The organism is Streptomyces sp. NRRL F-5123 (genome assembly GCF_000721495.1).
Classification (GTDB): Bacteria; Actinomycetota; Actinomycetes; order Streptomycetales; family Streptomycetaceae; genus Actinacidiphila.
Genome location: NZ_JOHY01000002.1, coordinates 36,407 through 62,993 on the forward strand (window position 1 = coordinate 36,407; position 26,587 = coordinate 62,993).

27 protein-coding genes are annotated in these 26,587 nt (G+C 75.5%); 13 read left to right on the top strand and 14 right to left on the bottom strand.

Features of this window, described 5'->3' with window-relative positions; translation table 11 throughout:
• Positions 1 to 42: 42 nt before the first annotated feature.
• Positions 43 to 729 (top strand): TetR/AcrR family transcriptional regulator, encoded by a 687-nt coding sequence (locus IH54_RS0101910; protein ID WP_031512367.1) that lies wholly within the window; start codon positions 43 to 45, stop codon positions 727 to 729.
• A gap of 124 nt (positions 730 to 853) precedes the next feature.
• On the opposite strand, the gene IH54_RS46515 is transcribed toward IH54_RS0101910, so the two are convergent.
• Positions 854 to 1,096: an isochorismatase family protein gene (locus IH54_RS46515; protein ID WP_052396970.1), complete on the bottom strand. Its 243-nt coding sequence runs from the start codon at positions 1,094 to 1,096 to the stop codon at positions 854 to 856.
• A gap of 263 nt (positions 1,097 to 1,359) precedes the next feature.
• Between IH54_RS46515 and IH54_RS0101920 the strand changes: the two genes are divergently transcribed.
• A complete protein-coding gene (locus IH54_RS0101920; protein ID WP_052396971.1) occupies positions 1,360 to 2,130 on the top strand; it encodes a class I SAM-dependent methyltransferase in 771 nt (256 codons plus the stop codon).
• 273 nt (positions 2,131 to 2,403) lie between these two features.
• Positions 2,404 to 4,191, top strand: a complete 1,788-nt coding sequence (locus IH54_RS0101925; protein WP_107060074.1) for an ankyrin repeat domain-containing protein — start codon at positions 2,404 to 2,406, stop codon at positions 4,189 to 4,191.
• A 108-nt stretch (positions 4,192 to 4,299) separates the two neighbouring features.
• Here IH54_RS0101925 and IH54_RS0101930 read toward each other — a convergent pair whose 3' ends face one another.
• The 3 genes from IH54_RS0101930 to IH54_RS0101940 are packed head-to-tail and all read right to left on the bottom strand — an operon-like array spanning position 4,300 to position 6,434.
• The gene (locus IH54_RS0101930) at positions 4,300 to 4,725 is read right to left on the bottom strand and encodes a hypothetical protein (RefSeq protein WP_052396972.1); all 426 of its coding nucleotides are present in this window, start codon (positions 4,723 to 4,725) and stop codon (positions 4,300 to 4,302) included.
• A 27-nt stretch (positions 4,726 to 4,752) separates the two neighbouring features.
• Positions 4,753 to 5,616, bottom strand: a complete 864-nt coding sequence (locus IH54_RS0101935; protein WP_199923318.1) for a heavy metal-binding domain-containing protein — start codon at positions 5,614 to 5,616, stop codon at positions 4,753 to 4,755.
• A gap of 14 nt (positions 5,617 to 5,630) precedes the next feature.
• Positions 5,631 to 6,434 (bottom strand): heavy metal-binding domain-containing protein, encoded by an 804-nt coding sequence (locus tag IH54_RS0101940; RefSeq protein ID WP_159011608.1) that lies wholly within the window; start codon positions 6,432 to 6,434, stop codon positions 5,631 to 5,633.
• 810 nt (positions 6,435 to 7,244) lie between these two features.
• Here IH54_RS0101940 and IH54_RS0101945 point away from each other — a divergent pair.
• The 4 genes from IH54_RS0101945 (at position 7,245) to IH54_RS0101960 (ending at position 12,029) form a co-directional block, all read left to right on the top strand.
• Complete coding sequence (locus IH54_RS0101945; protein WP_063762173.1) at positions 7,245 to 8,546, top strand: MFS transporter; 1,302 nt, start codon at positions 7,245 to 7,247, stop codon at positions 8,544 to 8,546.
• Positions 8,547 to 9,044: 498 nt separating this feature from the next.
• Positions 9,045 to 10,703 carry a SpoIIE family protein phosphatase gene (locus IH54_RS39225; RefSeq protein WP_052396974.1) on the top strand — a complete coding sequence of 553 codons (1,659 nt, stop codon included), beginning with the start codon at positions 9,045 to 9,047 and terminating at the stop codon, positions 10,701 to 10,703.
• Positions 10,704 to 10,904: 201 nt separating this feature from the next.
• Positions 10,905 to 11,408: a DUF1992 domain-containing protein gene (locus IH54_RS0101955; protein ID WP_063762174.1), complete on the top strand. Its 504-nt coding sequence runs from the start codon at positions 10,905 to 10,907 to the stop codon at positions 11,406 to 11,408.
• 12 nt (positions 11,409 to 11,420) lie between these two features.
• Complete coding sequence (locus IH54_RS0101960) at positions 11,421 to 12,029, top strand: hypothetical protein (RefSeq protein ID WP_031512380.1); 609 nt, start codon at positions 11,421 to 11,423, stop codon at positions 12,027 to 12,029.
• A gap of 7 nt (positions 12,030 to 12,036) precedes the next feature.
• On the opposite strand, the gene IH54_RS0101965 is transcribed toward IH54_RS0101960, so the two are convergent.
• Entirely contained in the window at positions 12,037 to 13,074 is a 1,038-nt protein-coding gene (locus tag IH54_RS0101965) for a PD40 domain-containing protein (RefSeq protein ID WP_078861863.1), read from the bottom strand.
• 339 nt (positions 13,075 to 13,413) lie between these two features.
• Here IH54_RS0101965 and IH54_RS0101970 point away from each other — a divergent pair, with 339 nt between their 5' ends.
• The 4 genes from IH54_RS0101970 (at position 13,414) to IH54_RS0101985 (ending at position 14,918) form a co-directional block, all read left to right on the top strand.
• The gene (locus IH54_RS0101970) at positions 13,414 to 13,815 is read left to right on the top strand and encodes a FluC/FEX family fluoride channel (protein WP_031512382.1); all 402 of its coding nucleotides are present in this window, start codon (positions 13,414 to 13,416) and stop codon (positions 13,813 to 13,815) included.
• 74 nt (positions 13,816 to 13,889) lie between these two features.
• Complete coding sequence (locus tag IH54_RS0101975; RefSeq protein ID WP_031512383.1) at positions 13,890 to 14,234, top strand: DUF190 domain-containing protein; 345 nt, start codon at positions 13,890 to 13,892, stop codon at positions 14,232 to 14,234.
• Entirely contained in the window at positions 14,231 to 14,605 is a 375-nt protein-coding gene (gene crcB / locus IH54_RS0101980; RefSeq protein WP_031512384.1) for a fluoride efflux transporter CrcB, read from the top strand. Before IH54_RS0101975 ends, crcB begins: the two co-directional genes overlap by 4 nt.
• Before the next feature lie 40 nt (positions 14,606 to 14,645).
• On the top strand, positions 14,646 to 14,918 hold the full coding sequence (locus IH54_RS0101985) for a hypothetical protein (protein WP_031512385.1): 273 nt from the start codon (positions 14,646 to 14,648) through the stop codon (positions 14,916 to 14,918).
• Between the two features lie 120 nt (positions 14,919 to 15,038).
• On the opposite strand, the gene IH54_RS0101990 is transcribed toward IH54_RS0101985, so the two are convergent.
• Positions 15,039 to 15,542 (bottom strand): DUF5949 family protein, encoded by a 504-nt coding sequence (locus IH54_RS0101990; protein ID WP_031512386.1) that lies wholly within the window; start codon positions 15,540 to 15,542, stop codon positions 15,039 to 15,041.
• Positions 15,543 to 15,724: 182 nt separating this feature from the next.
• Here IH54_RS0101990 and IH54_RS0101995 point away from each other — a divergent pair, with 182 nt between their 5' ends.
• The gene (locus IH54_RS0101995; RefSeq protein ID WP_052396975.1) at positions 15,725 to 16,018 is read left to right on the top strand and encodes a chaplin; all 294 of its coding nucleotides are present in this window, start codon (positions 15,725 to 15,727) and stop codon (positions 16,016 to 16,018) included.
• Between the two features lie 90 nt (positions 16,019 to 16,108).
• Here the strand turns inward: IH54_RS0101995 and IH54_RS0102000 are convergent, their stop codons facing one another.
• Together IH54_RS0102000 and IH54_RS39230 are read right to left on the bottom strand one after the other, a co-directional pair.
• On the bottom strand, positions 16,109 to 16,975 hold the full coding sequence (locus tag IH54_RS0102000; protein ID WP_031512389.1) for a tyrosinase family protein: 867 nt from the start codon (positions 16,973 to 16,975) through the stop codon (positions 16,109 to 16,111).
• A gap of 32 nt (positions 16,976 to 17,007) precedes the next feature.
• Entirely contained in the window at positions 17,008 to 17,484 is a 477-nt protein-coding gene (locus IH54_RS39230; protein WP_052396976.1) for a tyrosinase family oxidase copper chaperone, read from the bottom strand.
• 372 nt (positions 17,485 to 17,856) lie between these two features.
• Here IH54_RS39230 and IH54_RS0102010 point away from each other — a divergent pair, with 372 nt between their 5' ends.
• Positions 17,857 to 19,116: a glycoside hydrolase family 26 protein gene (locus IH54_RS0102010; RefSeq protein WP_052396977.1), complete on the top strand. Its 1,260-nt coding sequence runs from the start codon at positions 17,857 to 17,859 to the stop codon at positions 19,114 to 19,116.
• Positions 19,117 to 19,140: 24 nt separating this feature from the next.
• On the opposite strand, the gene IH54_RS0102015 is transcribed toward IH54_RS0102010, so the two are convergent.
• The 6 genes from IH54_RS0102015 to IH54_RS0102040 form a co-directional block, all read right to left on the bottom strand.
• Positions 19,141 to 20,412 (bottom strand): GNAT family N-acetyltransferase, encoded by a 1,272-nt coding sequence (locus IH54_RS0102015; protein WP_078861865.1) that lies wholly within the window; start codon positions 20,410 to 20,412, stop codon positions 19,141 to 19,143.
• Positions 20,409 to 21,020 carry a hypothetical protein gene (locus IH54_RS0102020; RefSeq protein ID WP_043179574.1) on the bottom strand — a complete coding sequence of 204 codons (612 nt, stop codon included), beginning with the start codon at positions 21,018 to 21,020 and terminating at the stop codon, positions 20,409 to 20,411. The genes IH54_RS0102015 and IH54_RS0102020 overlap by 4 nt, the downstream gene beginning before the upstream one ends.
• An 8-nt stretch (positions 21,021 to 21,028) precedes the next feature.
• The gene (locus IH54_RS0102025) at positions 21,029 to 22,162 is read right to left on the bottom strand and encodes a glycosyltransferase (RefSeq protein WP_031512397.1); all 1,134 of its coding nucleotides are present in this window, start codon (positions 22,160 to 22,162) and stop codon (positions 21,029 to 21,031) included.
• 222 nt (positions 22,163 to 22,384) lie between these two features.
• Positions 22,385 to 23,140, bottom strand: a complete 756-nt coding sequence (locus IH54_RS0102030) for a polysaccharide deacetylase family protein (RefSeq protein WP_052396979.1) — start codon at positions 23,138 to 23,140, stop codon at positions 22,385 to 22,387.
• Positions 23,130 to 24,872, bottom strand: coding sequence for a lipid II flippase MurJ (locus tag IH54_RS0102035; RefSeq protein WP_043179661.1), 1,743 nt, complete (start codon positions 24,870 to 24,872; stop codon positions 23,130 to 23,132). Before IH54_RS0102035 ends, IH54_RS0102030 begins: the two co-directional genes overlap by 11 nt.
• Positions 24,873 to 25,156: 284 nt before the next feature.
• Complete coding sequence (locus tag IH54_RS0102040; RefSeq protein ID WP_031512402.1) at positions 25,157 to 26,512, bottom strand: O-antigen ligase family protein; 1,356 nt, start codon at positions 26,510 to 26,512, stop codon at positions 25,157 to 25,159.
• Between the last annotated feature and the right edge of the window lie 75 nt (positions 26,513 to 26,587).

Sequence of the window (26,587 nt, forward strand, 5' to 3'; positions counted from 1 at the left end):
CATAGCGCCAGCACAATTTCTAGCAGTGCTAGAATCGTGGCCATGACCATCCAGACGCGCCGGGAGCGCGAACGAGCGGAACGCGAACGGCTGATCGTCACGACCGCGCGCGAACTCGCGGAGGCGGAGGGGTGGGACGCCGTCACCACCCGCCGGCTAGCCGCCGAGATCGAGTACAGCCAGCCCGTCCTCTACAGCCACTTCAAGGGCAAGGGCGCGATCATGGCCGCCGTCGCCGAGCAGGGCTTCGCCGAACTGGCCGCCACCCTGCGCGCGGCCCGTACCGGCTCACCGCCGGAAGCCGCAGGCCGAGGCGTCGACTCGGCCCGTAGGGGAGAGGCAGGCGCGGCAGGTACGGGAGAGGCCGGCCCGGACCGCACCGCGGGGACCCCCGCGACCGCGGGCGCCGCCGCCCTCGCCGCTGTGGCCTCGGCGTACACCGACTTCGCGCAGCAGCGGCCCGCCCTCTACGACGCGATGTTCACCCACGCCGTCGACCTGCCCTTCGCCACACCGGAGGCCCCCGCCCCCCTGCGGGACGCCTTCGGCGAGCTCGTCCGGGCCGTCGCCCCCCTCACCGGCGGCGACGACCCGGCACTGCTCACGGAGACCTTCTGGGCCGCCCTGCACGGCCTGGTCACCCTCACCCGCAGCGGCCGCCTCCCCACCGCCGACCACGCCGGGCGGCTGTCGCTGCTCATCGCGCGCTTCGCCGCCGCGCCGGACTGAGGACCCCTGCCTCAGGCAGCGCTCCCGGCCGGCCGGAGCAGTCCGTGCAGGGCGGTGACGACCTCGCGGCCCACCGGCGTGGTGAAGTCCCGGACGAGGTCCGCGGCGAAGCCGGAGACCGCGGTCACACCCCGCCCGCCGCCTCGACCTGCCGGAAGGCGGCCTGCTCGGTACGGGCGGAGAGCCCGCCGCAGGCGTCGAGCAGGACGGTGACCTCGTACCCCGCGGCCGGCGCGTCCAGCGCGGTGTGCAGGACGACCCTCTCGCTGGTCACGCCGCACAGCGCGAGGTGCGGGCGACGGCGGGCGGCGACGGCCTGCCGGGTCGGGACGTCGTCCCACGCGCAGGGCCCGGTACGGACGAACACCGGCCCAACGCGCCCAGCTGGGCGGCCTGCTGGCCCCGATCGCCGCGGAACACGGGCCGCCCGCGCCGGCGTAGGGGCGCGCAACAGCCCGGGCAGGACGGCTCCGGCGGGCTCCGAGGGGCCTTTTGTGCGTCACGTCCGGGCCGGTCCGTCACCACGTCGGGGTGGGAAATCGCCCTGTGCCGGGTCCGATCGGCACCTTTCGTACAGACTGAGGGCGAACGCCCGCCGGGTGCGGGACCGGCACCGCAGGAGGAGGGCACATGGCCGCACAGGGCAGGGGCACGGGAGGTCTGGCGGACCCGGCGGACGACGCCGCCGCATATCGCGCCGCGCGGGAGGTGCCAAGGGAAGGGCTCGGCGCGTGGCGGGAGGCCGTCGCCGAGGAGGCGGGGCTGCGACCCGGCATGACGGTGCTCGACGTCGGGGCCGGGACCGGCGGCTTCGCCACGGCCTTCCGCGAGTGGTTCGGGGTGGACGTCCTGGCGGTGGAGCCGTCTGCGGCCATGCGCGCGCTGATCCCGGCGGACGACGGCATCACCGTGCTGGAGGGCCGCGCGGAGGCCCTGCCGGTGGGCGACGGGTGCGCGGACGCGGCCTGGTTCGGCTCCGTCGTCCACCACATCGAGGACCTCGTGGCTGCCGCCCGCGAGACCCGCCGCGCGCTGCGGCCCGGTGCGCCGGTGCTCATCCGCAACGTCTTCCCCGGCCGCGCCGAGCGCGACCTGCGATTGCGCTTCTTCCCCGAGACCGCCGACAGCGTGGCCTATTACCCGCCGGTCGAGCACGTCGTCACCGTCTTCACCGCCGCGGGCTTCCACCGCACCGCGCTGCGCACACTCCCCCAGGAGTCCGCGCCCACCCTCGCCGCCTACGCAGACGGCCTGCGCCGCGGCACCGACAGCAAGCTCCGCTCCCTCAGCGACGCCGCCTACGCGCGCGGACTCGACCGCCTGCGGGCCGCTGCCGCCGCCGATCCGACGGAGAAGGCCGTCAGCTGGATGGATCTGCTGGTGCTGCGTGCCGACGGCTGACGGCAGCGGGGGCGGGGGCGCCCGGTAGGGCCCGTGCGGATGATCCCGCCGCAGGACGACGGGGGATGACGGGGACGACGGGGGTTGACGGCCCGGCGGTCGGCGCGCGAGGTGGTCGGCGCGCGGGGTGGTCGGCGCGCGGGGTGGTCGGCGCGCGGGGTGGTCGGCGATCCGTTCGTCCGCTGGTCGTACGAGCGGGAGGACGTCCGGCCCCGACGGGTTGTCAGACCCCCGTGCGAGGCTGGGCGCGTGGGATTCTTCGATGATCTGGTCATGACCGACGAGCCGGACGACGGGCCCGCCGGCGCGCTTTCCGGAGCGCCCGCCGACGGGCGGCCGGTGGTGGCCGCGCTGCGCCCGAGCACGGCCGCCGCCGGTGAGTACGCACCGCCGGCGGACCACTTCGCGCCCGCCGTGCTGCCCGGCGCCGGGGTGGTGGGCGCAGGGGCGGAGGTCCGGGTCGTGTCCCTGGCGTGGTCGGTGTGGCCGCGGGCGGTCACCGCGCGGCTGACCGTCTTCCGCAGCGTCCGGCGCCAGGAGTCGGCGGGGGAGGGGCAGCGGCAGTCGGGGCTGCGCGTCGGGCTGCTGCTCGCGGACGGCCGCCGGGTGACCTCGCTGGACGGGACGGTGATGCGCCGGGTGACGTACACCGACGCGCAGGGCACGCCCCGTACGGCGGCCACGCCGCAGGCCGTCGGCCTGATCCCGCTCGACCCGGGGCTCGGCCCCTCCCACCGGTCCCCGTTCCGTACGGACGTCGACCTGTACCTGCCCGAACTGCCGCCGCCGGGCGCGACGGAACTGGTCGTCGAGTGGCCCGACGAGGGCATATCCGAGACCCGGACGCCGCTGGACACGGCGGCGATACGGGCGGCGGCGCAGCACGCGCGGGAGGTCTGGCCGGATCTGCCGGAGCCGCCGGCCGGTCCCGCGGGCCCGCGCGCGTTCGCCCACGTGGAGCGCGGCGGGCCGCCCGCGTTCCTCGCGCCGCCGCTCACCGCGCAGCAGCGCGCCGAGCTGCGCCGCGCGCAGGAGGCCCGGCAGCGCTACCTTCCGCGCGCCGACTGGCAGGGCATGGGCTACCGGGATTGGGAGGACGCCGCCCTGGTCCGGGCCCGGCTGGAGGGCGGCGCGCCCGCAGGCGGTGTCGCCGAGGGCCGCGCCGCGACCACGCCGCTGCACATGGCGGCCGAGCGCGGTGCGGCGGAGGCGGTCGCCGCGCTCCTCGCGCACGGCGCCGCGGCCGACGCGCGCGACGAGGCGGGCCACACCCCGCTGTGGCAGGCCGCCCGCGCGCTGGACGAGGGCAGCGTCCGCGCGCTGCTCGACGCGGGCGCGGACGCGTGGACCCCGCAGGAGGGCGCCTGGTCACCGGGCCGGCTGCTGCTGACCACGCCGCTCGCGCCGCTGGTCGCCGCCCTGCCCGGGGCCGTACGGTTGCCCGCCGCGGAAGCCGCCGCCTTCACGGAGGCCGACGCGCTCGTCGCCGCCTTCGACACGCAGGGGCTGTGGACGGAGGGCCTCGGCGCCGCCTTCGTCCGCGGCCTGACCGAGGACGAGCTGATACGCCGGCTCGGCGCCGACCCGGCCCAATGCCCGCCCGTGGACATCGAGGACGCGCCCTTCGACGAGGACGACTACGAGGAGACCCTGCGCTACGTCGGCGTGACGGCGCTGCCCGGCGACCCCGGCGGCTGCGCCGTCACGCAGCAGGGCTACCTGCCCAACGACGGGGCCGTGCTGCGCGCGGTGTCGGCGGGTACGGACGCGTGCGGGCTGTACTTCAATCCCAAGGGCGGCACGTTCTTCACGCTGGCCCGGGAGGGCGAGGTCGTGGCGTCCGACGAGCTGGGCACCCTGGCGCCCCAGCCCGGCCAGGGCGACCAGGACGCCTACTGGCGCTTCCGGTTCTGGCAGACCCGGCCCCGCTTCCCGTACGGCGCCAACGCCCTGGCGTACGCGTGCGCGGCGGCCGGCATGCGGGTATCGGCCGCACGGGAGGCCGTCGACAACCGGTCCGCGCGCCGCTGGGTACCGCTGCCACCGCACCTGCAGCGCTGAGCAGGCGCGGGCGCAGGCGCAGGCGCGTACGCGTCACGCCGCTACGGAAGCGGGCCCGTACGGCAGGTGACGCCACCCCGTCCCGTCCTGTCGCGGTGTCCTGTCGCGTCAGGTCAGGAAGCGTTCGAGCGCCTCGCGGGCCCGGGAACTGGAGGCGGCGGCGCCGGCCAGGGCGCGGGCGAGGGCGTCGACCCACTCGTCCAGTCCCACCTCCCGGCGGGACAGGACGATGCCGCGCACCTCCTTGCGGATCTCGGCGACCGTCCGCTCCCGCTCCCTCCGCAGCGCCAGCCGCTGCTCCCCGAGCGAGACGTCCAGCTCGGTGACCGTGCCCTCGCGCCCGGCCATCCGGTCGGCGACCGAGCGCTTGCGCGCGACCTGGAGCGTGCCGGGCGGCAGCGACTCCATCAGGTTGACCGACAGCACCCGGGCGTAGAGATCCAGGTCGGCGCTGTCCCGCCGCAGTGCCGCGGCGAGCAGCTCCACCTCCCCCTCGCCGCCGGGCGCACCCCGCTCAGGATCCTTCTCGGACATGACGTCCCCTTTCCCTCCCCGGCGCGGTCAGCTGTCGAGGCCCAGCACCATCGTCGGCCGGTCGATGACATGGTCGTCCCGCAGCGGCCGCACCGCCGTGCCGATCGCGAAGAACTCCGTGGTGTGCGCGCCCCAGGTGTGCGAGTGCTGCCGCAGCTGCACGGCCACGATCCCCTCGGCGCCGAGTTCCTCCGCCTCGGCCTGCATCCGGCCCATCGCAAGCTCCCGCGCGTCGTAGAGCGCCTGGGTGAACTGCTCGATCTCGACGTTGCGGCCCGCGTTGCCGATCACCTGGCCGAGCTTCTGGTGCGCCACGTGGTAGACGCACGAGCCCATGACCATGTCGAGGGGCGCGTACCCGGCGCGGACGAGCGTCCAGAAGTCCTGGCCGGACAGGTCGGACGTGAAGGGCTTGCCCTTGTTGTTGAGCCAGGTTCCGCTGTGCCCCGGGTCCGCCCCGTCCGCCTTCACAGCGGTGCCGACGGCGATGAACTCGGCTATGTCCGTGCCGAATTCCTTGATCTCGATGTCCAGCCGGACGCCCACGATGCCGTCCGCGCCCAGCTCGCTCGCCTCCGCCTCCATCCGGCTCATCGCCAGCTCCCGGGCGTGGTACATCGCCTGGGAGAGCGTCGTGAGCTCCTGGTTCTTCGACCAGCGGCCCATCTGGATGCCGACGTGGTAGATCGACGAGCCCAGCACCAGGCCCAGCGGCCGGAAGCCGGCCTCCCGCACGAGCAGGAACTCGTTCACCGAGAGGTCGGAGGTGAAGATCGACCCCGCCTTCCCCGGCTGCAGCTGCTTCAGCCGGTGCATCGCGTCCTCGGGCAGCCCCGCGGCCGCCAGTTGGGCCTCGTGTCCGCCCAGTCCTCCGTCTGCCTTTTTCGCCATGTCAGCGCTCCCGCTCAAAGTCTCATGATGGTCAGTGGCCGTGGCTCGACGTTGCGCGCGGTACGGCGGAAGCGGGCGACGGAGGTGCCGACGAGAACGGCCTCCGCCAGGTGGTCGACATTGCTGTTGCCGCACGCCTGTTCGCTCACCCGCAGGTCCATCCCGTCCAGCACGACTGCGTCGCCGCCGTTCGATGCGGCGTCGGCGGCAAGTTGCCGCCGGGCGTCCTTCCGGGCGGACGTGACCAGGTCGGTGTAGCCGTCGACTTCCCGGTTCCCGGCGAAGCGTCTGATCTGCCGGCGCGTGTCGTAGCCGTCGTGCCGGGTCGCGATGCTGATCCCGAAGGCCAGCCCGGTGGGCACCCAGCCGCTGCCGACGAGCCTGGCGAAGTCCTGGCCGTTCAGATGCGACGTGAAGGGCCGCGCCGGACGGATCCGGGACCTCGCGCGCACCGCCGTCCCGAGGACCGTGAACTCCGTTCCGCCCGCGGGGAAGGAGCCGGTGCGCAGCCGCAACCCCACGACCCCGTCCCCGCCCAGTGCGGCGCACTCGTCGACGGCCCGGCGGAGGGCCAGCCTGCGGGCCGCGTACATCGTCCGCACCAGGTTCGAGAAGGGCGCCCGCGCGGTGGACGACACGGCCGTGTCCTGACCGGACGACCACATGTACGCGCACCAGTTGCCGCTGTAGCCGAGATGGAAGACCGCCGTCCCGAGCACCTGCCCGACCGGGTCGAACCCCACGCCCTGGACCGCTGCGAACTCCTGCGCCGACAGGGTGGATCCCCACGCCCCGGCACCTTCTGCCCCCGCTGCCACGACCTCACGTCCCCCCGCCCCCGCGGAACCGCCTCCCGGCAGCGTAGGGCATCCCCCTGTGGGTGCCCCCGGCCGATGGCCGCCTCATTCCGGCGGCCTCCGCCGGGTGCGGCGCGGGCCGTGGACGCCATGCCGGGCGTCGTGGAAGCTCAAGGCCGCGGCGCAGATCCGGTCCCTCCCGCTGCTTTCCACAGGCCTGTGGACGGGTACGGCACCGCGAGCCCGTGGCGCACGGGGCGCGCTCGTCCTGCACGGGTACGGGCGCGGGGCGCGCTGCCGCCGGGCGGACCGGCTGCCGCGCCGCACGCCGGACGTACCGCCCGCACGCCGATGCCGGAGCCGCCGCCCGGGCGGGCAGCGTTCGGCCGTACCGAACGCTGCGTGCGGCGGCGCCGGTGGAGGGGGTCCTGGGGTGAGCCGCATGCTGGCGGGCGTTCCCGCGGGGTGATGTGCCGGGCCGGAGCCCGGCGGCGCTTCTGCGGGCGCTTCCCCCTGAACCCGCCATCCGGGTGAGCCCGGACGACCGGAGAGACGATGCCTGCCCAGCCGCCAGTCCAGCCCCCTGCCCAGCCGCCAGTCCGGCCGCCTGCCCAGCCGCCAGTCCGGCCGCCTGCCCAGCCGCCAGTCCGGCCGCCTGCCCAGCCGCCAGTCCGGCCGCCAGTCCGGCCGCCAGTCCGGCCGCCAGTTCAGCCGCCCGCGACGTCCGCCGCGTCCGTCCGCGGCCCCGCCAACCCGCCCGGGGCCGCCAAGGGCTCGGAGGGCACCGCCCGAGCCCCGTACGCTCTGCTCGGCATCTCACTGGGCTACTTCATGGTGCTGCTCGACATGACCGTGCTGTCGGTCGCCGAGCCCGACCTCACGCACGATTTCGGCGGGTCGGTCGCCGGGCTCCAGTGGGCGGTCACCGGCTACACCGTGGCCTTCGGCGCGCTGCTGCTGTCCGCCGGGGCCGCCTCCGACCGCTTCGGGGCGCACCGCCTCTTCCGCGGCGGCGTCGCCGTCTTCGGCGCCGCGTCACTGCTGTGCGCGGCCGCGCCCGCGCTGTGGGTGCTGGTCGTCCTGCGGGCGGTGCTCGGGGTCGCCGCGGCGGCGTGCGTGCCCAGCTCGATGGCGCTGATCACCGCCCTCTACCCGGAGCCCGCCCGGCGGGCCCGCGCAGTCGCGGTGTGGGCGGCGGTGAGCGGTGCCGCGCTGGCGGCCGGCCCCATCGCGGGCGGGCTGCTCGTCGGCCTCGCGGGCTGGCGCGCGGTCTTCCTCGTCAACGCCCCGATCGCGGCGCTCACCCTCGCCCTGGTGCGCGGCGCCGCACTCCGCTGCCGCGCGGACGCGTCCCGCCGCATCGACCGTGCGGGCCAGGTGCTGGCGTGCGCCGCGCTCGCGCTGGGCACGGACGCGGCGATCGCCGGCGGCGGCCGGCACTGGGCGCATGCCGCGGCGTCCCTTGCTGTGGCAATTGCCACGGCGTGGCTCTTTGCGCGGCGCGAGCGCCGCAGCAGCGCGCCCGTGCTGGCCCGCGCGGTGCTGCGGGCCCCGGGCATGGCCGGGATGCTGCTCGCCGGCGCGGCCGTGGGCTTCACCCTCACCGGCGTGCTCTTCGTGCTGCCGCTGCTGCTCCAGCAACGGCTCGGCTACAGCGCCGTCGGCACGGGCCTGGCCTTCCTGCCGATGACGCTGCCCACCGCGTTCAACCCGCTGCTCACCGGCCGCGTCGTGGCCCGCACCGGGCCCCGCGCGCCGGTCCTGGCCGGGCTCTGCCTCCTGGCCGCGGGCGGCGGCGTCATGAGCGGCGCGGTCTGGACGGGCGCGCCCTACGCCCTCCTCGCCACGGGGCTCGCCGCGACGGGCTTCGGCGTCTCCCTCGCACTGCCCGCCCTCACCACCGCGGTCATCACCCTCGCGCCCCCGGGCACCGCGGGCGCGGCGGGCGGCCTCCTCAACGCCGTGCGCCAGTTCGGCGCGACCCTGGGCGTCGCCGCCCTCGGCGCCTTCACCACGGTCTCCCCCCGCCTGTCCCCCGCCCACTCCGACCCGCGCACCGCCGCCACCCTCCTCCTGGCCGCGGCGATCCCCGCTCTCGCTGCGACCCTCCCCCACCCCGCCCGCAATCCCTGAGCGCTTCCTCTCCCCGGTAGGAGGCCGCCCATGCGCCGCGGCCACCCCTCCTTCCACCCCCGCGAAGGAGAGAGCCGCCACAGCACGGAGCATCCTCCGCTGCCGCAGGAGAAGGGAACCTGTCCGCCGCCGGGCGGGCGTTTTCAGGGGCGCGTGGGGGCACCTCCCAGGGCCACCGGCCGGTGGTGGGCTGCCCGCGCAGTTCCCCCGCGCCCCCGAATCGCTCGCCCCGCGGCGCAGCCGCGCCCCCAGCTCCCGCGTCCGGCGGAAAGGCCCGCCCGGCGGGGCAAGCGCGCCCTCCCTCCCGCCGCCGGCGGCGGGACCGCGGCGGCGGCCGAAAACTCGCCCACCCCCGGAGGGAAGCGCAGGCTGGAGTGCAAGGCCGACGGACGGGTGGAGGTGCGGGTGGGCGGGAGGTCAGGCGGAGCAGACGCCCCGGACCACGCCTCCCCGCCCGGAGCGGGCGCTCCAGGCGGGGAGTGGGTCCACCCCGCCCTCGTGGAAGGCACCGCGGCCGGTGTGGCCGTGCTCGACACCGACCTGCGCTTCGTCTACGTCAACCCCGCGATGGCCCGCCTGAACGGCGTGCCCGCCGAAGCGCACCTCGGCCGTACGATCGCCGAGGTCGTACCCGGCGTGGACGCCGGGCTCGGTACATTGCGCCAGGTCCTGGCGGACGGCAACACCCGCGAGCTCGTGTCGAGCGGGCAGACCCGCGCGGAGTCCCCGCACCGGCTGCGGGTGTGGCGTGGCAGTTGCCACCGGCTGGAGGACGCGCAGGGCCGGGTGCACGGCCTCGGCGTCGTCCTGCTGGAAGTGAGCGACGACCGCGAGGCGCGCGCAGAGCTGGAGAGGGCCCGGGAACGCCTCCAGCTCCTGGACACCGCGGCGGTGCGGATCGGCCGGACGCTGGAGCTGGACCGCACCTGCCAGGAGCTGTGCGACCTGCTCGTCGAGGTGATCGCGGACGTCGCGACGGTGGAACTGCTGGCGATGGGCGGCTCGGACGGCCGCCGCCCGCCCGACACGGACACGGTGCGGCTGCGCCGGGCGGCACTCGCGTCGGTGCCGGGGCTGCGCGAGGCGGTGCAGCAGTTCGGGGTGCCCGGCGAGCACGTCGAGTACCAGCCGGGATCGGCGGTCCCGCGCTGCCTGGCGAACGGCCGCCCGCTCGCGTACAACGTGCCCGGTGACGCGGAGATGGGCCGGTCCGCGCCGAACTCCGGCCGGGTGTCGGCCTACCGCGCGGCGGGCATCCACTCCGCGCTGGTCGTGCCGCTGGCGGCGCGCGGCGCGCAGCTGGGGACGGTGACGCTGGTGCGCGCGGGATCCTCGCCCGCGTTCGGCGAGGAGGACGTGGCGGTGGCCGTCACACTCGCCGACCGCGCGGCGATCAGCATGGACAACGCACGCCGCTACAGCCGCGAGCGCGGCATCGCGGTGGAGTTGCAGCGCGCGCTGCTGGCCACGCCGGGCGGCGGCGCGCAGCCGCAGCTGGACGTCGCGACGCGCTACCTCCCGTCGGGCGCGTCGGACCTGGTGGGCGGCGACTGGTACGACACGTTCGCGCTGCCCGGCGGCGTCACGCTGCTGGCCATGGGCGACGTCATGGGCCACGGCGTGGAGGCGGCCGTGGAGATGAGCCACTACCGCTCCCTGCTGCGCGTCGTCGCGGGCGACGGCGACCCGCCGGACCTCATCCTGAGCCGGATGGACGCGCTGCTCACCGCCGCGGGCACCGAGCGCCCGGCGACGTGCCTGCTGGCGCTCGCCGACCCGGTGCACGGCTGCTGCCGCTTCGCCAACGCCGGCCACCTGCCGCCCGCGCTCGTCGACCCGCACGGCCGGGTGCGGCTGCTGGAGGTGCCGCCGGGCCCGCCGCTGGGCGCGGACCTGGGCGGCCCGTACGAGGGGGTGTACATGCGCTGGCCGGCCGGCGACACCCTGCTGCTCTACACCGACGGCCTGGTCGAGCGCCGCGGCGAGGACATCGACGCCTCCCTCGCCCGGCTGGCCGGCTTGGTGCTGCCGCACGCCGGTGGCCCGCTGGACACGCTCCTGGCCCGCGTCGTGCACCGCCTGGCCCCGGAGGCCGCCGAGGACGACGTGGCCCTGCTCGCGGCCCGGGCCAGGCCGTACGGGGCGGTGCCGGACTAGTGCTGTGACCGGGAGGCTTCACCGGTAGCTTGCGGCGTCCGGTGCGGTGCGTCGCAAGGCGCCGGACCGGCCTCGTAGTGGGCCCTACTCGGTCGACGCGGCAACGCAGCGAGGTGCCGTGCCGGACGCCGCAAGCCGGTGAACCCTCCCGGTCACAGCACTAGCCTTGAGGCAGCGACGGTGCACGGGGAGGAGCGCGCGATGACGGAACGCAAGCCGCCCGGGGTCCCCTTCGAGACCTGGGCCGACAAGCAGATCCGGGACGCCGAGCGGCGCGGGGATTTCGCGGGCCTGGAGGGCGCGGGCAAGCCGCTGCCGTCGCTGGACGAGCCGTACGACCCGCTGTGGTGGGTGCGGCGCAAGATGCAGACCGAGGGGCTGTCGGCGCTGCCGCCGTCGCTGGTGCTGCGCAAGCGCGCCGAGGACGCGGAGGCGGCGGCCATGGCCGCGCCGACCGAGGCGCTGGCGCGGCGGATCGTCGAGGCGGTCAACGAGGACCTGCGCGAGGCGCTGCGCCGCCCGCCGCAGGGCCCGCCGCTGATGCGCGGGCTCTTCGACGTCGAGCAGGTCGCCGCCGACTGGCGCGCGGCCCACCCCGCGCCGGATCCCGCGGAGCAGGAGCGGGAGCGGCAGCAGGAGCAGGTGCCGCGGGAGGCCCCCGCGAAGGGATTCCGGCGGCTGTTCCGCCGGAGGCGTCCGGCCTGATAGAGAGGGGCGGTGCGCTTCGAATCCGTCCCCGTGCCGCCCGCCGTCGACGCCCGCCCGCGGGACGCGCGCGGCTATCCGGTCCCGGCGATCACCCCGTGGGAGGGCGACCAGCCGCAGTTCGCGCTCACCGACTACGAACGCAGTGCGAAGTGCGCGCGGGAGCGGCTGTGCTCCGTGTGCAACCGGCTGATGCCGCGCGGGCCGGTGTGGCGGGTGGTGGGCGGCTCGGAGTGCGCCGCGATAGCCGAGGCGCTGGCGGCCGGGCGGCCGTACCGGAACATGGCGCCGACGCTGGAGGGCCCGGGGCACCGGGCGTGCATGCTGTACGCCTCGATGGTCTGCCCGTACCTGGCCCGGCCCAACGCCCGCCGCCGCACGGGTGCCGACTCCCCTGACGACATGACGGGCCATGTGGTCAGGGGGGCGGTGCGGGGGGCGACAGGTGCGGTCGTCGGGTTCGCCGACTACGAGTTCGCCGTCACCGCGTCCCAGGTGGTCTTCCGCTTCGTCGACCTCGTCGAATTCCTGCCGCACGAGGTGTCCGACACCCATCTGGACGAGCTGCGCGCGGAGCTGGCCGCGCGGGCTGCCGATGCGTCCGGCGGTCCGGCTGGCTGAGCGGGCGTCAGGCGCGGTAGGCGGGCAGCCCGGTGTAGTCGGAGATCTTGACGGGCGCCGCGGAGCCGTCGGCGGGCAGCGTCACGATGCCGGCGGGGGTGCGGGCCGCGACGGTCTTCCCGTCGGGCGAGAAGGCCGGCTCGGTGTAGTCGGTGGCGGCGTTGGGCGTCAGGTCCTTGAATGTCGGCCCGTTGTCCCCGGGGGTCTCCCGGAAGAGGTGGTCGTGGCCGGCGACGGAGCGCACGAAGACGAAGCCCTCGTCGTCACCGGGGGCCAGAGCGGGCTCCGAGCCCGGGGCGATCGCGGCGCCCTGCTGCCGCAGGTAGTCGTCGCGGACGTAGACCTTGCCGTCGTCGGCGTTGGCGTAGACGGCCGCGCCGTACTTGCCTGCGGCGTTCGGCCAGACGTTGCCGGTCTGCGGCAGTTCCTTGACGTCCTCGCCGGACTCGTTGCCGAGGCTGAGGACGTGCGGCGTGCCGTTGTGCGCGGTCGCGGAGACGCCGTAGAGCCGGGAGACACCGCCCTTGCGGCCGGCGAAGAAGAGGTTGTTCAGCTTCGGCAGCTGGTTCGCCGTGTCGGCCGCCCGGACCTGCCAGGTCGGGTGCGACCAGTTCTCGCTGCCGGGGTTCTTCGCGACGACGGTGCGGTTGCCGCCGTCCGGGTCGCTGACGACGAGGTCGCCGTCGCCGTCGACGAAGGCGGCCTTCTTGCCGTCGGGCGACCATGCGAGGTCGCGGACCACGGTGCCGAAGTCGACGCGGGTGCCGTTCATGACGACGAAGCGGGAGCCGTCGCTGATGGTCAGGCCGTTCTTCCCGGTGCCGTTGACCTTCGCAGCGGGCGCGTCCGAGGCTGCCGGGTCGCCCTTCGCACCGGAGGTGCCCTGCGCCGGAGAGGCGGTGCTGGTGGCGGACGGGTCGGTGCCGTCCGTGCCGGTGGCGTCCTCAGGGCCGCAGCCGGTCAGGACGAGGCTGAGTCCCGCGGTGACGCCCGCCACGACGGCGATCGCTGCGGCAGTGCGGCGGCTTCTGGAACGAACGGACATTTCTGATTCCCCCGTTGATTCTGGGTTGTCCACCGGGTCGCCCGTCGCGCCCGGTGCCGAGGGAAATCGTGCCGGGCCAACGTCCTTCTCCTGTCCGTCCGTTGTCACGTGCGTGCAACAGGCCGCGATCCGCTCCGGCCGCCCCGCGCGCCCCTCGCCACCTGCGGCTTCGCCCTGCCGTACCGGCTTCGTACGGCGGCCGCGCACTACGCTGGACACCGGGGCCCGTACGGCACGAGAGGACGCCCGGTCATGCAGCAGCAGCCGCCCGAGCCGCCGCCCCGGCGCCGCTGCCGACCCCTGCGGGCACCGAGGCCGCCACACAAGGCGCCCGGTCTTATGTATGACCAGTGGCCTGTTGTGGGCGTTGTCGCGGCCGGCGGCGCGGCGGGCGCGTGCGCGCGGTACGGCGCCGCACTGCTGTGGCCGCAGCCGGCGGGCACCTTCCCGTGGACGACCTTCGGAGTGAACGTCACGGGCTGCGCCGTCATCGGCGCCTTCATGGTGCTCATCACCGAGGTCCGGGCGGCGCACCGGCTGGTCCGGCCGTTCGTCGGCACGGGCGTACTGGGCGGCTACACCACCTTCTCGACTTACGCCGTGGAGGCCCGGCGGCTCGTCGATGCGCACCAGGCGGCGACGGCGGCCGCGTACACCGCCGCCACACTGGCCGCCGCGCTCGGCGCCGTGTGGGCCTCGGCGTGGGCGACCCGCGGGGTGCTGGCACGGCGGGCACGATGACTTCCGTGACTCCTGAGACGAACGCCGGCACCGGCCCCGGCCACCGAGGCGCAGAGGCGGACGGGGAGCGGCGGCTGTCCGGCGCCGCGCTGCGCCTGACCGTCCTGCTCGGCGAGAGCGACCGGTGGCACCACAAGCCCGTCTACACCGAGATCGTGCACCGCGCCCGCCGCGCGGGCCTGGCGGGCGCGAGCGTCTTCCACGGCATCGAGGGCTTCGGCGCGTCCTCCCTGATCCACACCTCGCGCCTGCTGTCGCTCAGCGAGGACCTGCCGGTGGCGGTGATCGTCGTCGACACCGAGGAGCGCGTCCGCGCCTTCCTCCCCGAGCTGGACGGCCTGGTGGAGAAGGGCATGGTCGTCCTGGACGCCTGCGAGGTCGTACGGCACAGCGCCCGGCCCGGGAGCGCCACGGCGTGAACTGGCTGCTCGTCGTCGCCGGCGCCGCGGTCGGCGCCCCCGTGCGCTATCTGACGGACCGGGCGGTGCAGTCCCGGCACGACTCGGTCTTCCCGTGGGGCACCTTCGTCGTCAACGCCTGCGGCTGCCTGGTCCTCGGCACCCTCACCGGCGCCTCGGTGGCAGGCGCCGCGTCCTCGCACCTGCAACTGCTGCTCGGCACGGGGCTGTGCGGGGCGCTCACGACGTATTCGACCTTCTCCTACGAGACGCTGCGGCTGGCCGAAGGCGGTGCGAAGGCGTACGCGGCGGGGAACGCGCTGCTCAGCGTGGCCGTCGGGCTGGCCATGGCCTTCGCAGGGGTGACGCTGGGGACCAGCGTGTGGGGGTGAGCCGCGTGCCCTCGGAGGGCGGTGGGTCGTTGGACGGACCATGAACGTACGCCGATTCCTCAGCAAGGCGGCGGCAGGCTCGGTCCTGCTCGCCGCAGCCACGTCCGCGACCGCCGCCACCTCCGCGTCGGCCCAGGCCGCCGACCTCGGCAACACCCTCAGCGGCACCGCCGTCACCGCCCGGACGGTGGGCGAGCAGACCGCCGGAGGGCTGGTCGCGCAGTCCGGCGTGGCCAAGAAGGTGGGCGCCGTGAAGAAGGCCGTCCAGGCCGGCACGGACGCCGTCAACGCGGGCAACGAGCTGGTCAACTAGCTGCGTCGGGCCCGTCCGGCCTGCGGTGTGCCGGCCTTCCCGGACCGGGGCGCGCGGCCGCTGCCGTCACAAGGCCACCGGTCACGGGTACGACCGGTGGCCTTGTGACGGTGCGGGGCGTCAGGACATGAGCGAGCGGACGGGGACGAAGCAGTGGGCGGCGGAGGTCAGCGCCGTCTCGTCGGCGATGAAGGCCTTGAGGTCGTCCTCGGTGACCTGGCGGCCCGGCACGGCCTGCGGCCAGGGGCGGCTGGCGAGGATCACGTAGACCGTGCCGCGGTCGCGCGCCGCGGCCGTCCACTCGTCCGGGACCGCGCACGCGACCTGCAGATACGGCATCGTCAGCACCGCCTTGCCGCCCTCGACCAGCAGCTTGACGGGCGACCTGGGCGTCTGCGCCACGTCGAGGATCGCCCCGCCGACCGGCAGCCCCGCCTCCTCGGCGACGGCGAGCGCGGCCGCCTCCGACCCCGAGGGGCCCTCGATCCCGTCGCCGAGGGTGTAGGCCATCAGGAATGCCATGTCGCGGCCGTCCTGATGGTTCTCTCCGGACCACGGGATCACCATGAAGGTGCCCAGCCGGCTCAGCATTGACGCGTCGGACGCAGAAGTGGTCTGGCTCATGGGCCGGACCCTAACGGCCGGGGGCGGCCGCCCGGGGCGCTTGTCACTCCATTGGCGTAATCCGATAACGAATCACCGATTCAGCTCAACCTGCGTGACCATTGCCGATCCTCCCCGTTGCCCACTGCGTCAAAGCCGCAGCGTATTGCGGCCGCTCTTTCGCCTCAGTCAGGGAGATCTCGATGTCGCGTATCGCAAAGGCCGCGGCCGTCACTGCAGCTGCGGGCGCCGTGCTGGCCGCCGGTGCCGGGATTGCCGCCGCCGACGCCGGTGCCGCGGGCGCTGCCGTCAATTCCCCGGGCGTCCTGTCCGGCAACGTCGCCCAGGTGCCGGTCCACGTGCCGGTCAACGTGTGCGGCAACACCGTCAACGTGATCGGCCTGCTGAACCCGGCCCTCGGCAACGAGTGCGCGAACACCTCCTCGGGCACGGTGGCCACCCCGACCCCCGTCACCCAGCCCGGCGACAACTGGTAGACCGCGCGCCCCCCGTACGCGCGACCGGCCTCCCTGCACCGTGCGGTGCGGGGAGGCCGTTTTCGTGCACGGACCGGCGTGCCGGAGCGCCTACTCCTCGTACTGGTAGTACGGCCGGTGGTCGAACATCTCCGACGGCTTCACGTTCCACGGCGGCATCGGCTCGTCGGCGCTGATCACCCGGCCGCTCTCCGGGTCGTCACCGGCCAGCGCCTCCGACGGCAGATAGCCGGACTTCGGGTGCAGCCGCTGCCAGCGCACCCAGATGAGGTCGATGAAGGCGTGGTGCAGCCAGAAGACCGGGTCGTTGGGCGAGGCCGCGCCGATCATGTGCCCGCCGACCCATTGGTGCACCCGGTTGTGCAGGTAGCCGCCCTTGGTCTCGCTGACCGTCCAGCCCTCGATCCTGTTGCGGAAACCCTGCGTGTCGGGCGCGGAATTCCACGGCGCGGTGTCGTAGGTGCCGAGCGCCAGCGCGCCGTCCAGCTCGGCCTTGGTGGGCAGCTTGATCGGCCGGTCGGGGCGACCGATGTTGCGGGTGAGGTACTTCTCGTCGGTGACGCCGAAGGTGATCGGCCACCTGCCCCCGCTGTATGCGAACGGGCCGGTCATCACCTGGCCGTCGCTGTCGCGCCCGTTGCCGCCCATGAAGTCCGCCGACCACAGCGCGGACGTCTCCTTGTCGTCGACCGTCCAGTCCCAGTAGGGCACGGTGACGGACGGGTCGATGAGCTGGAGGTCGCGCTCGAAGTACAGCACGAACTGCCGGTGCCAGGGGAAGAACGTCGGTGCCATGTGCGCCACACGCAGACCGTTCTCGCCGTCCGAGGCGAAGTATTGGGCATGCGTGCGGACGTACTTCTCGTAGCGGCCGGAGCGCTTGAGTTCGAGGACTGCCTCGACGAAGCGGGTGCGCTGGGTGCTGGTGAGATTGCGCTGGTTCTTGCGGGTGTTCACCGGTGGTGCCCCGATCGGAGGTGGTACGCGGGTCAGTGGTGGTGCAGCTGCGCGAAGGCCGCGGACAGCTTCGCCCGGCCGATGACGTCGACCGCCGCCCGCGCGGTGGCCAGCGGCGTCGTGTAGGGCTGGTAGTGGTTGGCGGTGCTGATCCAGCTGCCGTCGACCCGGCGCATGACCGGCAGCGCCTCCCCGTCGACGGTGATGGCCACGCCGTCCTCGCCGGGATCGGTGAACCCCTGGATTCGGCGGCCGCGGTAGACCTCGTCGAAGAGCGCGGGCTGTACCTCGACGTCGCCGCCGCTGCCGTCGGAGCCGGCGGGGCCGCCGACCGCGACGGCCCCCGCGGGGCCCGCGGGCTGACCTGCCGTCAGCAGCGGGTGCAGTGCCGCGACGGTGCCCGCCACGGCGGCGGCGGACGTCACGCCGGACGTGATCACCCGCCGGCGGGTGACGGCGGTGCGCGCGGACTTCCGACCGGCGTTCCGTCCTGCGTCGGACTCGCTCACGACCGACTCCTCTCGTCCGTTCTCATCGGTTCTCGCCCGTTCCCATACGCTTCCCGTCCGCTCCTTGCCCCTCGCGACCGTTCGCTGCCGGGCCATCATGCAGACGCGACGACGGAGAACTGTGGATTATCGGTTTATGCGAGCCGGAAGTTCATCCGGGCGAGTGACGGGGCGGCCGGATTCGCACGCGTATGCCATGGGCATACCGACGATACGTGGAATTCACCGTATGGAGGCGATGGGAAATGCGAGCAACGGAACTGACGGCGCGTTCGGACTACTCCGCGGCATCGGACTGTCTGCCATACGTTATTACTTGCCGAAAAGGGAACACTCACCCCGTCGTTTCCGACGAGCAAGGAGTGACGGAGCATGGCCGACCGGCGCCGGTGGATCACGGGAGCGGGGGCCGGTGTCGCCACGGCCACCCTGCTGGCGGGCCTGGCAGCGGGCGCGCTGGGCTCCGCCGCGGCGAGCAGGGGCAGTTCGGCGCAGGCCCGCGGGGGTGGGGGCGCCGCGCGGTCCGCGGCCGTGGCCTTCCCCCACCTCGGGGCCTTCACCGATTCCGGTGCCGAGGGCGTGGCGAATCTGGCCGGCTTCCAGAAGTGGCTCGGCGGCACCCCTGTCCGGGTCGGCCACACCTACCTGTCCGGAGGCTCGTGGGAGGACATCGAGGGCCCCCAGAAGCTGCTCCAGCCCTGGGCCGACTGGCGGCGGGCCGAGCCGGACCGGATGCTCGTGCTCAACGTGCCGATGCAGGCCGGAAACGAGGAGCGCATCTCGGACACCCGCGTCCGCGGTCTGCTGCGGCAGGGCGCGAGCGGCGCGTTCGACGCGCACTTCTCGCTGCTCGCCCAGCATCTGGTCGAACTGGGCGTGCCGGACACGGTGATCGTGCTCGGCTGGGAGATGAACGGCACGACGTACGCCCACCGCTGCGGCCCCGACCCGCAGAGCTGGCGGGCGTACTGGCAGCGGATCGTCGCGGCCATGCGCGCGGTGCCCGGCCAGAAGTTCCGCTTCGACTTCGCCCCCAGCCGCGGTCAGGACGCCGTCCCCTGGACGGAGTGCTACCCCGGCGACGGCACGGTGGACGTCATCGGCATGGACTCCTACGACCAGCCGCCGGGCGCGTCCTTCGACCACCAGGTGAGCGAGCCGTACGGGCTCCAGGCGCAGGTCGACTTCGCGGCGCGGCACGGCAAGGCGGTCTCCTACCCGGAGTGGGGCCTGTTCCAGAACGGCGACGACACCGCGTACGTCGAACGGATGCTGCGGTGGATGAGCGATCACCACGCGCTCTACCAGACCGTCACCGACTACTGCCCGCACGGCGTGTGGCAGTGCACGGCCAACCCGCAGTCGTCGAAGGTCTTCCGTGAGCTGCTGTCCGCGCCCATGGCCGCGGTGGGCCGCACGCCCTCGTCGTCGCCGAGCCCGCGGCCCAGCACGGCCCGTAAGCCGTCCGGTGCGCCGGCCTCACGGGCGCCGGTGACAGCGACGGTGCCGCATCCCGCGCCGGGGACCTCCAGTCCGGCGCCGGGGAGGGGCAAAGGTGCCGTGCCCCCGAGGGCTGCTGCCGTGCCGAGCCCGTCGACGGCGGCGAGCCCGTCGAGGGCGGCGAGGGGGTGAAGGGAAGCGGGCTTGCCCGGCGGGTCAGGCCCGGGGCCGGAGGCAGGCGAGCAGGCTGTGCAGCCGGGTGCGCCACGCCCGCAGGGCGGGCAGCCGGGCCGCCGCCGTACGGACGAGCCGCCTGCGGGCGAGGGCGAGCGCGTAACGGGCGTGGAGCACGGGGCCGAGCGGGCGGCTCGCGAGCAGCAGCCGCTCGTTGCCGACGTGTTCTGGCCGCCAGTGGAATTTGTGCGGCTCCGCGCCCCGCAGCAGGCTCAGCACCGGCCGTCCCGCCCCTGCCGCGTGCTGCACGCCGTGCCGCATCAGCAGCGTCGTGACGTCGACCGTGGTGTCGCGCAGCGCCGGGTCGGCCCCGTAGAGGTAGCCGCCGGCGAGGGCGGGGGAGAGCACCGTGAGGTTCGCGGCCACGACGCGGCCGCCGACGTGGAATTCGGCGACCACCGCCTCGCCCGACGCCACCATCGCCGTGGCCGCGCGCGTCAGGTGCGCGGCGAAACGAGGCCGCAGGTGCTCCTGCGTCACCCCGCGGCCCTGCCACTGCGCCCGGTGCAGCCGCAGCAGGCCGGCCACGGCGTCCGGCACCTCGTGCGCGGCGGCCTCGCGCACGGTCACCCCCGCGGCGTCCAGCTTGCGCAGGTTCGCACGGATGCGCTGCCCGCGCGAGCTGCCCACGCGCGCGATCAGCTCCGCCATCGGCAGCCCCGGCAGTTCCAGGCACACCGACCCGGCAGCCCGCCGCTTCGGCCCGCGCCACGCGTCGTACACCGCGAACGCCGCCGCCCCCGGCCGCACCTCCCGCAGATCGACGACCGCGCCCCACGCCACCGCGCGGATCCCCTCGGCGAGCGCGCGGGCCACCGCGTCCGGCGTCGTCCCTGCCACCCCGTCCGCGGCGACCAGCACGTCCGTGTAGTCCGTGATCCCCCCGCCGAGCGCCACCACGACCGGCCCAGGCCGGTACGTCCGCATCAGCGGTGCCGCTCCCACCAGCACCCCCGCGCTGCGCACCAGCACGACCCTGAGCCGGTCCCCCCGCCCCCCGTACGCCAGCCACCACGAGTGCAGCCACCCGTGCCCCTGGAACCCCGTCACCCCCGCGCACCGCCGCCACAGCCCGCCCCACTCCCCCGCGAGCCTCCCGAACTCCCCGCTCTCCCGGCACACGCTGACCACGAGCGGCGCCGCGCCCCCCGCGGCGGGCGCGGGCGCGGCCTGCGGGACTGCGCGGCAGGCCAGGGGCACGGGCGACCCGGCGGCCGGTCCGCGGCCGGCCGCCGGGTCGGGCGGCGGCGTCATGCGGTCTCCCGCACCGACGGTGCGGGGGCGGGAACGGGAGCGGCCGGGTCGGCGGCGTCCGGGGTACGGCGCGGGGCCGGGCGGACCAGCAGGGCAAGGGCGCCCAGCAGCCCGCCGGCGCTCCCGCCGACCGCCGCCGACAGTGCCGCGGACGGGGAGGACGGCGCGGCGGGCGCGGACGCCGGCGCGAAGAGCAGCAGGCTCACGCCCGTGCCGGAGGCGTCCTTGTTACCGGTCGCGGCAAGGGACTTGGCCACGGCGTTGGCGTAACGCGCCGCCGCCGCGCCGCTCGACGCCGTACCGGTCACCGAGATCATCGGTGCGTCGGGGGAGGTCTGCGACTCCACGTGCCCGCGCAGCCGCTCCGCGGACGTACCGGCCGCGGCCTGCGCGCCCGCGAGCACCGCGGTACCGGTCACCACCCGCCCGTAGGCCTGCGCGAACCCCAGCGCGGCGGCCGGGTCGGCGCGCTGCGACACGACCATCACGTAGCTGGTCGCGGCATATTGCGGAGTCGCGGCAATACCCCAGCCCAGACCCGCGAGCATGCCGAAGCCGACGCCCAGCGGCAGCGCGGCCCACCGCGCTGCCCTCGGGAGTGCCCTCATACAGGAGCTCATTTCTTCCGGGCGGACCTGAGCGCCGCGGCGTACAACGCCAGGACCCGGTCCGCTGTGTTGGCGATGTGGTAGTACGCGACCGCCGCGGGCACGGCCAGCCGTACCGGCCCCGCGCGGCGCTGCCGCGCGATCGCCGCGGCGATCTCCTCCGCCGAGCCGCCCGTCCGGCTCGCTCCAGGCGCGTCCTGGAGTGGCAGGTCCTCGATCGCCGGGCAGGCCGCGTACAGCACCGGGAGCCCCGCGGCGAGCGCCTCCACCGCCGCGAGCCCGAAGGCCTCCTCCGCGCTCGGCGACACGAAGAGGTCCGCGGCGGCCAGCAGGCCGGGGACGTCCGGGCCGCCGCCCGCCCCGCCCCCGCCCCCGACCTCGCCGACGACCCGGACACGGTCCGCGGCCCCGGCCTCCTCCGCGAGCCGCTGCAACGGGCCGCGCTCCGGCCCCGTACCCGTCAGCAGCAGGTACGTTCCGGGGTTCGCGGCCACCGCGCGCACCAGCAGGCCGAACCGCTTGCCCGGCACGAGGCGGCCCACACCGGCGACGACGTACGCCGCCTTGTCCAGGCCGAGACTCCGCCGTGCCGCCGCCCGCACGGCGGGGTCGAAGCGGAAGCGCTCCGGGTCGATGCCGTTGGGCACTACATGGATGCGCTGCTCCGGCACGCCCCACGCCTGCAGCCGCTCCGCGACGGTCACCGACACGGCCACGGTCCCGGCGCCGAGGCGCTCCGTCGCGCGGTAGAGCCCCCGCGTCCCCGCGCTCAACGGGCGACCCTCGATCTGCGAGTCGCCCAGCGAGTGCTCGGTCGCCACGACCGCGCGCACGCCCGCCAGGCGGGCGGCGACCCGCCCGTACACGCACGCGCGGTACAGATGCGTGTGGACGAGGTCGAAGCCGCCCGCCCGGATCAGCCGCGCGAGCCGCGGCAACGCGGCAAGGTCGCGATTGCCCCGCATCCCCAGATCCGTGACCTGGAACCCGTCCGCCCTGATCCCCTCGGCCACAGCCCCCGCGTTCGTCAACGCGACGACCTGCGCGGCCGGAACGGCGCCGGCCATCTCCCGCACCAGCAGCCTGAGCTGCTGCTCCGCCCCACCCACCCCGAGCCCGGTGATGACGTGCAGCACCTTCATCCCCCCACCGCCGGAGCCGACCCGCACCCCACCGGACGAGCGTTGCCGAGGGACGCGCGGGAGCTCCTCCCGGGCGAAGCCCCGGGGGAGAACCGCGCGCCCGGCCGGAACGGACCGGCACATTGCCACGCCACGGCAAGTGGCGCCCCCTCCCCCGCCGCCCCCCGCGAAAAGCGGGCCGCCGGCCGCAGGCCGAGCCCCCTCCTCCGCACCCCGCAGGGGTTACGCACGGGTCCCCGCCCCCCGGCGGAGGGCGGAGCGGGCCGCCGGCATGCGATGGAGGAGGCCCTTCGCCAGGAGCCGCCCGGCGTGGTCGCGCTCGCCGACGTACGCCCGCGGCAAGGCGTAGGGCCCTGCGGCGAGCCCCGCCGGCGGCGTCACCGCGCAGGCGTACGCGTACCCGGAGGCGCGCACCGCCGCCACCGCCCGCGCGTTGACGGCCCCGTACGGGTAGCAGAAGCCCGCCGGGGCCTCCCCGGTGAGCGCTCCGAGGATCTGCCTGCTTCCGGCGGCCTCCGCGGCGAGAGCGGCGTCCTCGCAGGCGGTGAGGTCGCGGTGGAGCAGCCCGTGCGAGCCGACCTCCATCCCGGCCTGCGCGGCGGCGCGGACCCCTTCCGCGTCCAGCAGCGCTCTGCGGGGCCCTTCCGCGTCCCACGCGTTGTCGCCGCCGAGCCGGCCGGACAGCACGAAGACGGTGGCCCGGTGCCCGTACGCCCGCAGCAGCGGCACCGCGCCGGTGAGGAAGTCCGCGTAGCCGTCGTCGAAGGTGAGCCCGACCAGGCCGCGCCCGCGGCCTTCCGCACGGGCCCGGAGGAGTTCACCGACGCCGACGCCGGTGAGCCCGGCCCGCCGCAGCCAGCCGAGGTGCGCGGCGAGCCGCCGCGGGCTCACGGTGACCTTGCAGGGGTCCTCACGTCCCTCGGCGACGGAGTGGTACATCAGCACCCACGGTGCCGGTGCGGCGGCGTCAGACGGCATGGCTCAGGCTCCTGAGAGGCGCGCCGACCGCGGCGGCCGCGGCGGCGAAGACGAGTGGAACGGTGAGGCAGCAGGCGCCCGCGCCGGCCACCGCCGACCCGGGCAGCAGCCGCGCGGTGCACCACCCGGCGCCCGCCGCCACGACGGCGGCGAGCACGTACCGGGCCACGACCACCGCGAGCGCGCCCACCCTGACGGGCACGGCCCGCGCGGGCAGCCCCCGCAGCAGCAGCACGGCGGTCACGCTGATCCCCGCGGCATTCCCCGCGGCGATCCCGTACGCGCCCCAGGTCCCGACGGCGACGGCATCCGCGGCGAGCGTGACGGTGAGTCCCGCGGCCATTGCCGCGACGGGGAACCACGTGGGCCGCGCCGCGGAGAAGTACGGGCGGACAAGGGCGCCGACAAGGCTCTGGCCGAGCAGCCCGAGCGCATAGACGCGCATGACCGCCGCGGTCGCTGCGGTGTCCGCGGCGCCGAACGCACCGCGTTGGAAGAGCACGCCGACGAGCTGCGGCGCGCACGCGAGGACGTACGCCGTGCCCAGCAGTACAACGACGCATGCGAGTGCGAGGTCACGCTCGACGCGCCGCCGCGCGCCCTCCCGGTCCCCGGCGGCGAGAGCGCGGGCGACGACGGGGAAGGTCACGGTGCAGACCATGAGCGAGAGCACCATCGGCAGTTGTGCGACCTTCTGCGCGTAGTTGAGGTGCGAGATGGCCCCGGCGGGCAGGCCGGCGGCGAAATACCGCTCGACGAGCACCTGCGCCTGCCGACTGACGGCGAAGACGACCACCGGCAGGACCAGCCCCACCGCGAGCCCGCCGCCCTTGCCGCGCGCGACGCGGTTCGGGCGCCGGTGCCGCGCCCGGCGGTCCGCACCGGGCCGTCCCGTCGCGCAGGGGTCCGACGAGTCCGCGGCCGCCTCGGACGCGCGGCGGTCCGAGCCCTCGGCCGCCTCGGCGCAGCCGCCGCGCTCCCGTACCACCCGCAGGAACGGCGGCAGTTGCACCAGCACCATCAGGGCCCCGCCCACCGCGACCCCCAGCGCCGCGGCCCGGACGCCGACCGGGCGGTGGAGTGCCAGCAGGGTCGCGACGATGCCGGCGTTGTAGGCCACGTAGATCGCCGCGGGCGGCAGGAAGCGGTGGTGGGCGCGGAGCGCAGCACTGAGGTAGCCGGCCAGGCCGAAGGCGAGCACGGTGGTGGCGGTCAGCCGGGTGCACGCCGCGGCGAGCGCGGGGTCGGGCAGACTCGGGGCCAGGACGCGGACGGCGAGCGGGGCCGCAGCGCAGAGCGCGGCCGTCACAACGGCGAGCAGAGCGACAAGACGCGGCAATGTGCCACGGATGAGCGCGGCGGTACCGCCCTTGGCTAGGGCCGCGCTGAAGGCGGGCACGAGCAGCAGGGCCATCGCGTCCTCGATGAGAACGGTCGCGGCGATCTCCGGCACCGTCCAGGCGACGAGAAAGGCGTCGCTGCCCGTCCCCGCGCCGAAGAACCGCGCGATGGCCTGGTCCCGCACCAGCCCCAGCACCGACCCGGCCACGCTCAGCCCCGCGGTGACCGCCGCGGCCCGCGCCACGAACCCCCGCCCCACATATTCCCGCGCCCCGACGACACCTCCGGCCGCACCGGCTCCCCGCACGGCATCCCGCGCGACGGGCAGCGACGCAGGCGAGCCCGGCGGCGCGGCGGCCTCCCGCGCGGTCGGCTTCGCCGCGTCCCCCACACCGTCACCTCCGCAGGTGCCAGAACCCCGCGCCTCGGCCCGCGTTCCGAACGGCTCCGGCTCGGCGGGCGGGGACACGGCGAGGCACGCGGCCGCCTCCGCCGTGTCGGCAGCCGACCGCGGCCGGAGCAGGTCCTGCGCCACGGGCGGCGGCCCGGCGGCCTCCCCGGGCGGTGGACCGGCCTGGCCCGCCGGAGCCGCCCGCCGAGCGCTCCGCAGGCGGCTCAGCGCCCGCGTCCGGGCGGCTGCGAGGGCATGTGCGGCGGCGGGCCGCAGCGGGGCGTTCACCGTTCGCTCCCTGCGGGGGCCGCGTGGAGGGCCCACCAGGCCGCGAGGCCCAGCAGGACGGCCGTCGCGGCGGTGGAGGGGCCGCCGATGTCGGCGTAGCCGAAATCCGTGCACTGCCACAGCAGCAGGCCCACCGCGCCGAGTCCGGCGGCGCGGGACGCGGCGGGGGCGGCGCGCAGCCGGCGCAGGCCGAGGACGAGCAGCGCGGCCCAGCCGCCGGCCAGCAGGGTGCAGCCGAGCAGGCCCTGCTCGCTCAGGACGAGCAGGTACATGTTGTGCGGGGAGAGCAGGGGTTCGCGCGCGAAGCCCTGCCCCGCACCGCCGGTGTCGCTCGCCGACGAGAGGCCGAGGGCAGCGTGCCCGTCGCGCTCGGCGGGGAAGCGCTTCAGGCCGACGCCGGTGAGCGGGTGCTCGCGCCACATGCCGAGCGCGGCGGACCAGAGGGTGTAGCGGTCGCTGACGGAGGAGTCGGGCGCGGCGGTGACCTCCGTGATGCTGGCGACCCGCGCGCCGATCACCTGCGACCCGGCGCCGAAGCCGCCGACCAGGACGACCCCCGCCGCCGCGGCGGCCGCGAGCGCGGCAAGGGCGCGCAGCACCTGCCGCCGCCCGGCGAGCGGGACCGTCACGGCGCAGGCGAGCGCGGTGGCGATCCACGTCCCCCGGCTGAAGGACACCGCGAGCGGTACGGCGAGGAGCGCGGCGCAGGACGCTGCCGCGGGCCGCAGCCACCGCGGGGCGCCGGGCGACGGCGTGGCAAGGGCGTAGCCGAGGGCGACGACGAGGCCGTACGCGACGACCGTGGCCATCCCCATGACGTCGGAGGGCCCGAACGTGCCGACCGCGCGGATGTCCCGGCCCATGTACGAGGCGCCGTTCGCCGTGGCGTACTGCCACGTGCCGACAGCGCCCTGCACGAGGGCGAGCAGCACGATCGCGCCGGCGACGACGCCGAAGTCCCGCCGGTCGCGCAGCAGCATCACCACCGCCGCGGGCACCGCCACGAAGACCTGCACGTAGCGCAGGAATCCGGTGACCCCCGCGCCCGGGTCGAGGGACGTCGCGGCGGCGACGGCGAACCCCACCGCAGGCGCCCCCAGCACGGCGGCGGAGGCAGCCGTCAACGGCCGGAGCCGCTCCCGCAGGCACCGCACCACGGCGGTCACGACGAGGACGGCGGAGGCGGCGTCCGCCGGCGTGACCTTGCCGGACGCGCTCACGTCCCCCGCGGCCGCCGGCAGGGCCAGCAGCAGCACGGTGGCCAGCACGGGCGCGAGCGGTGCGTAGCGCCGCAGCACGGGCACCGCCCGCCCGCCGGCGGAGGGCAGGCCGACGACGGCGGCGAGCGTCACGCCGGCCCACCTCCCGCCAGGAGAAAGGGCTCGGACGCGGCGGCGCACACCGCACGGCTGCGCAATACGCCGGGC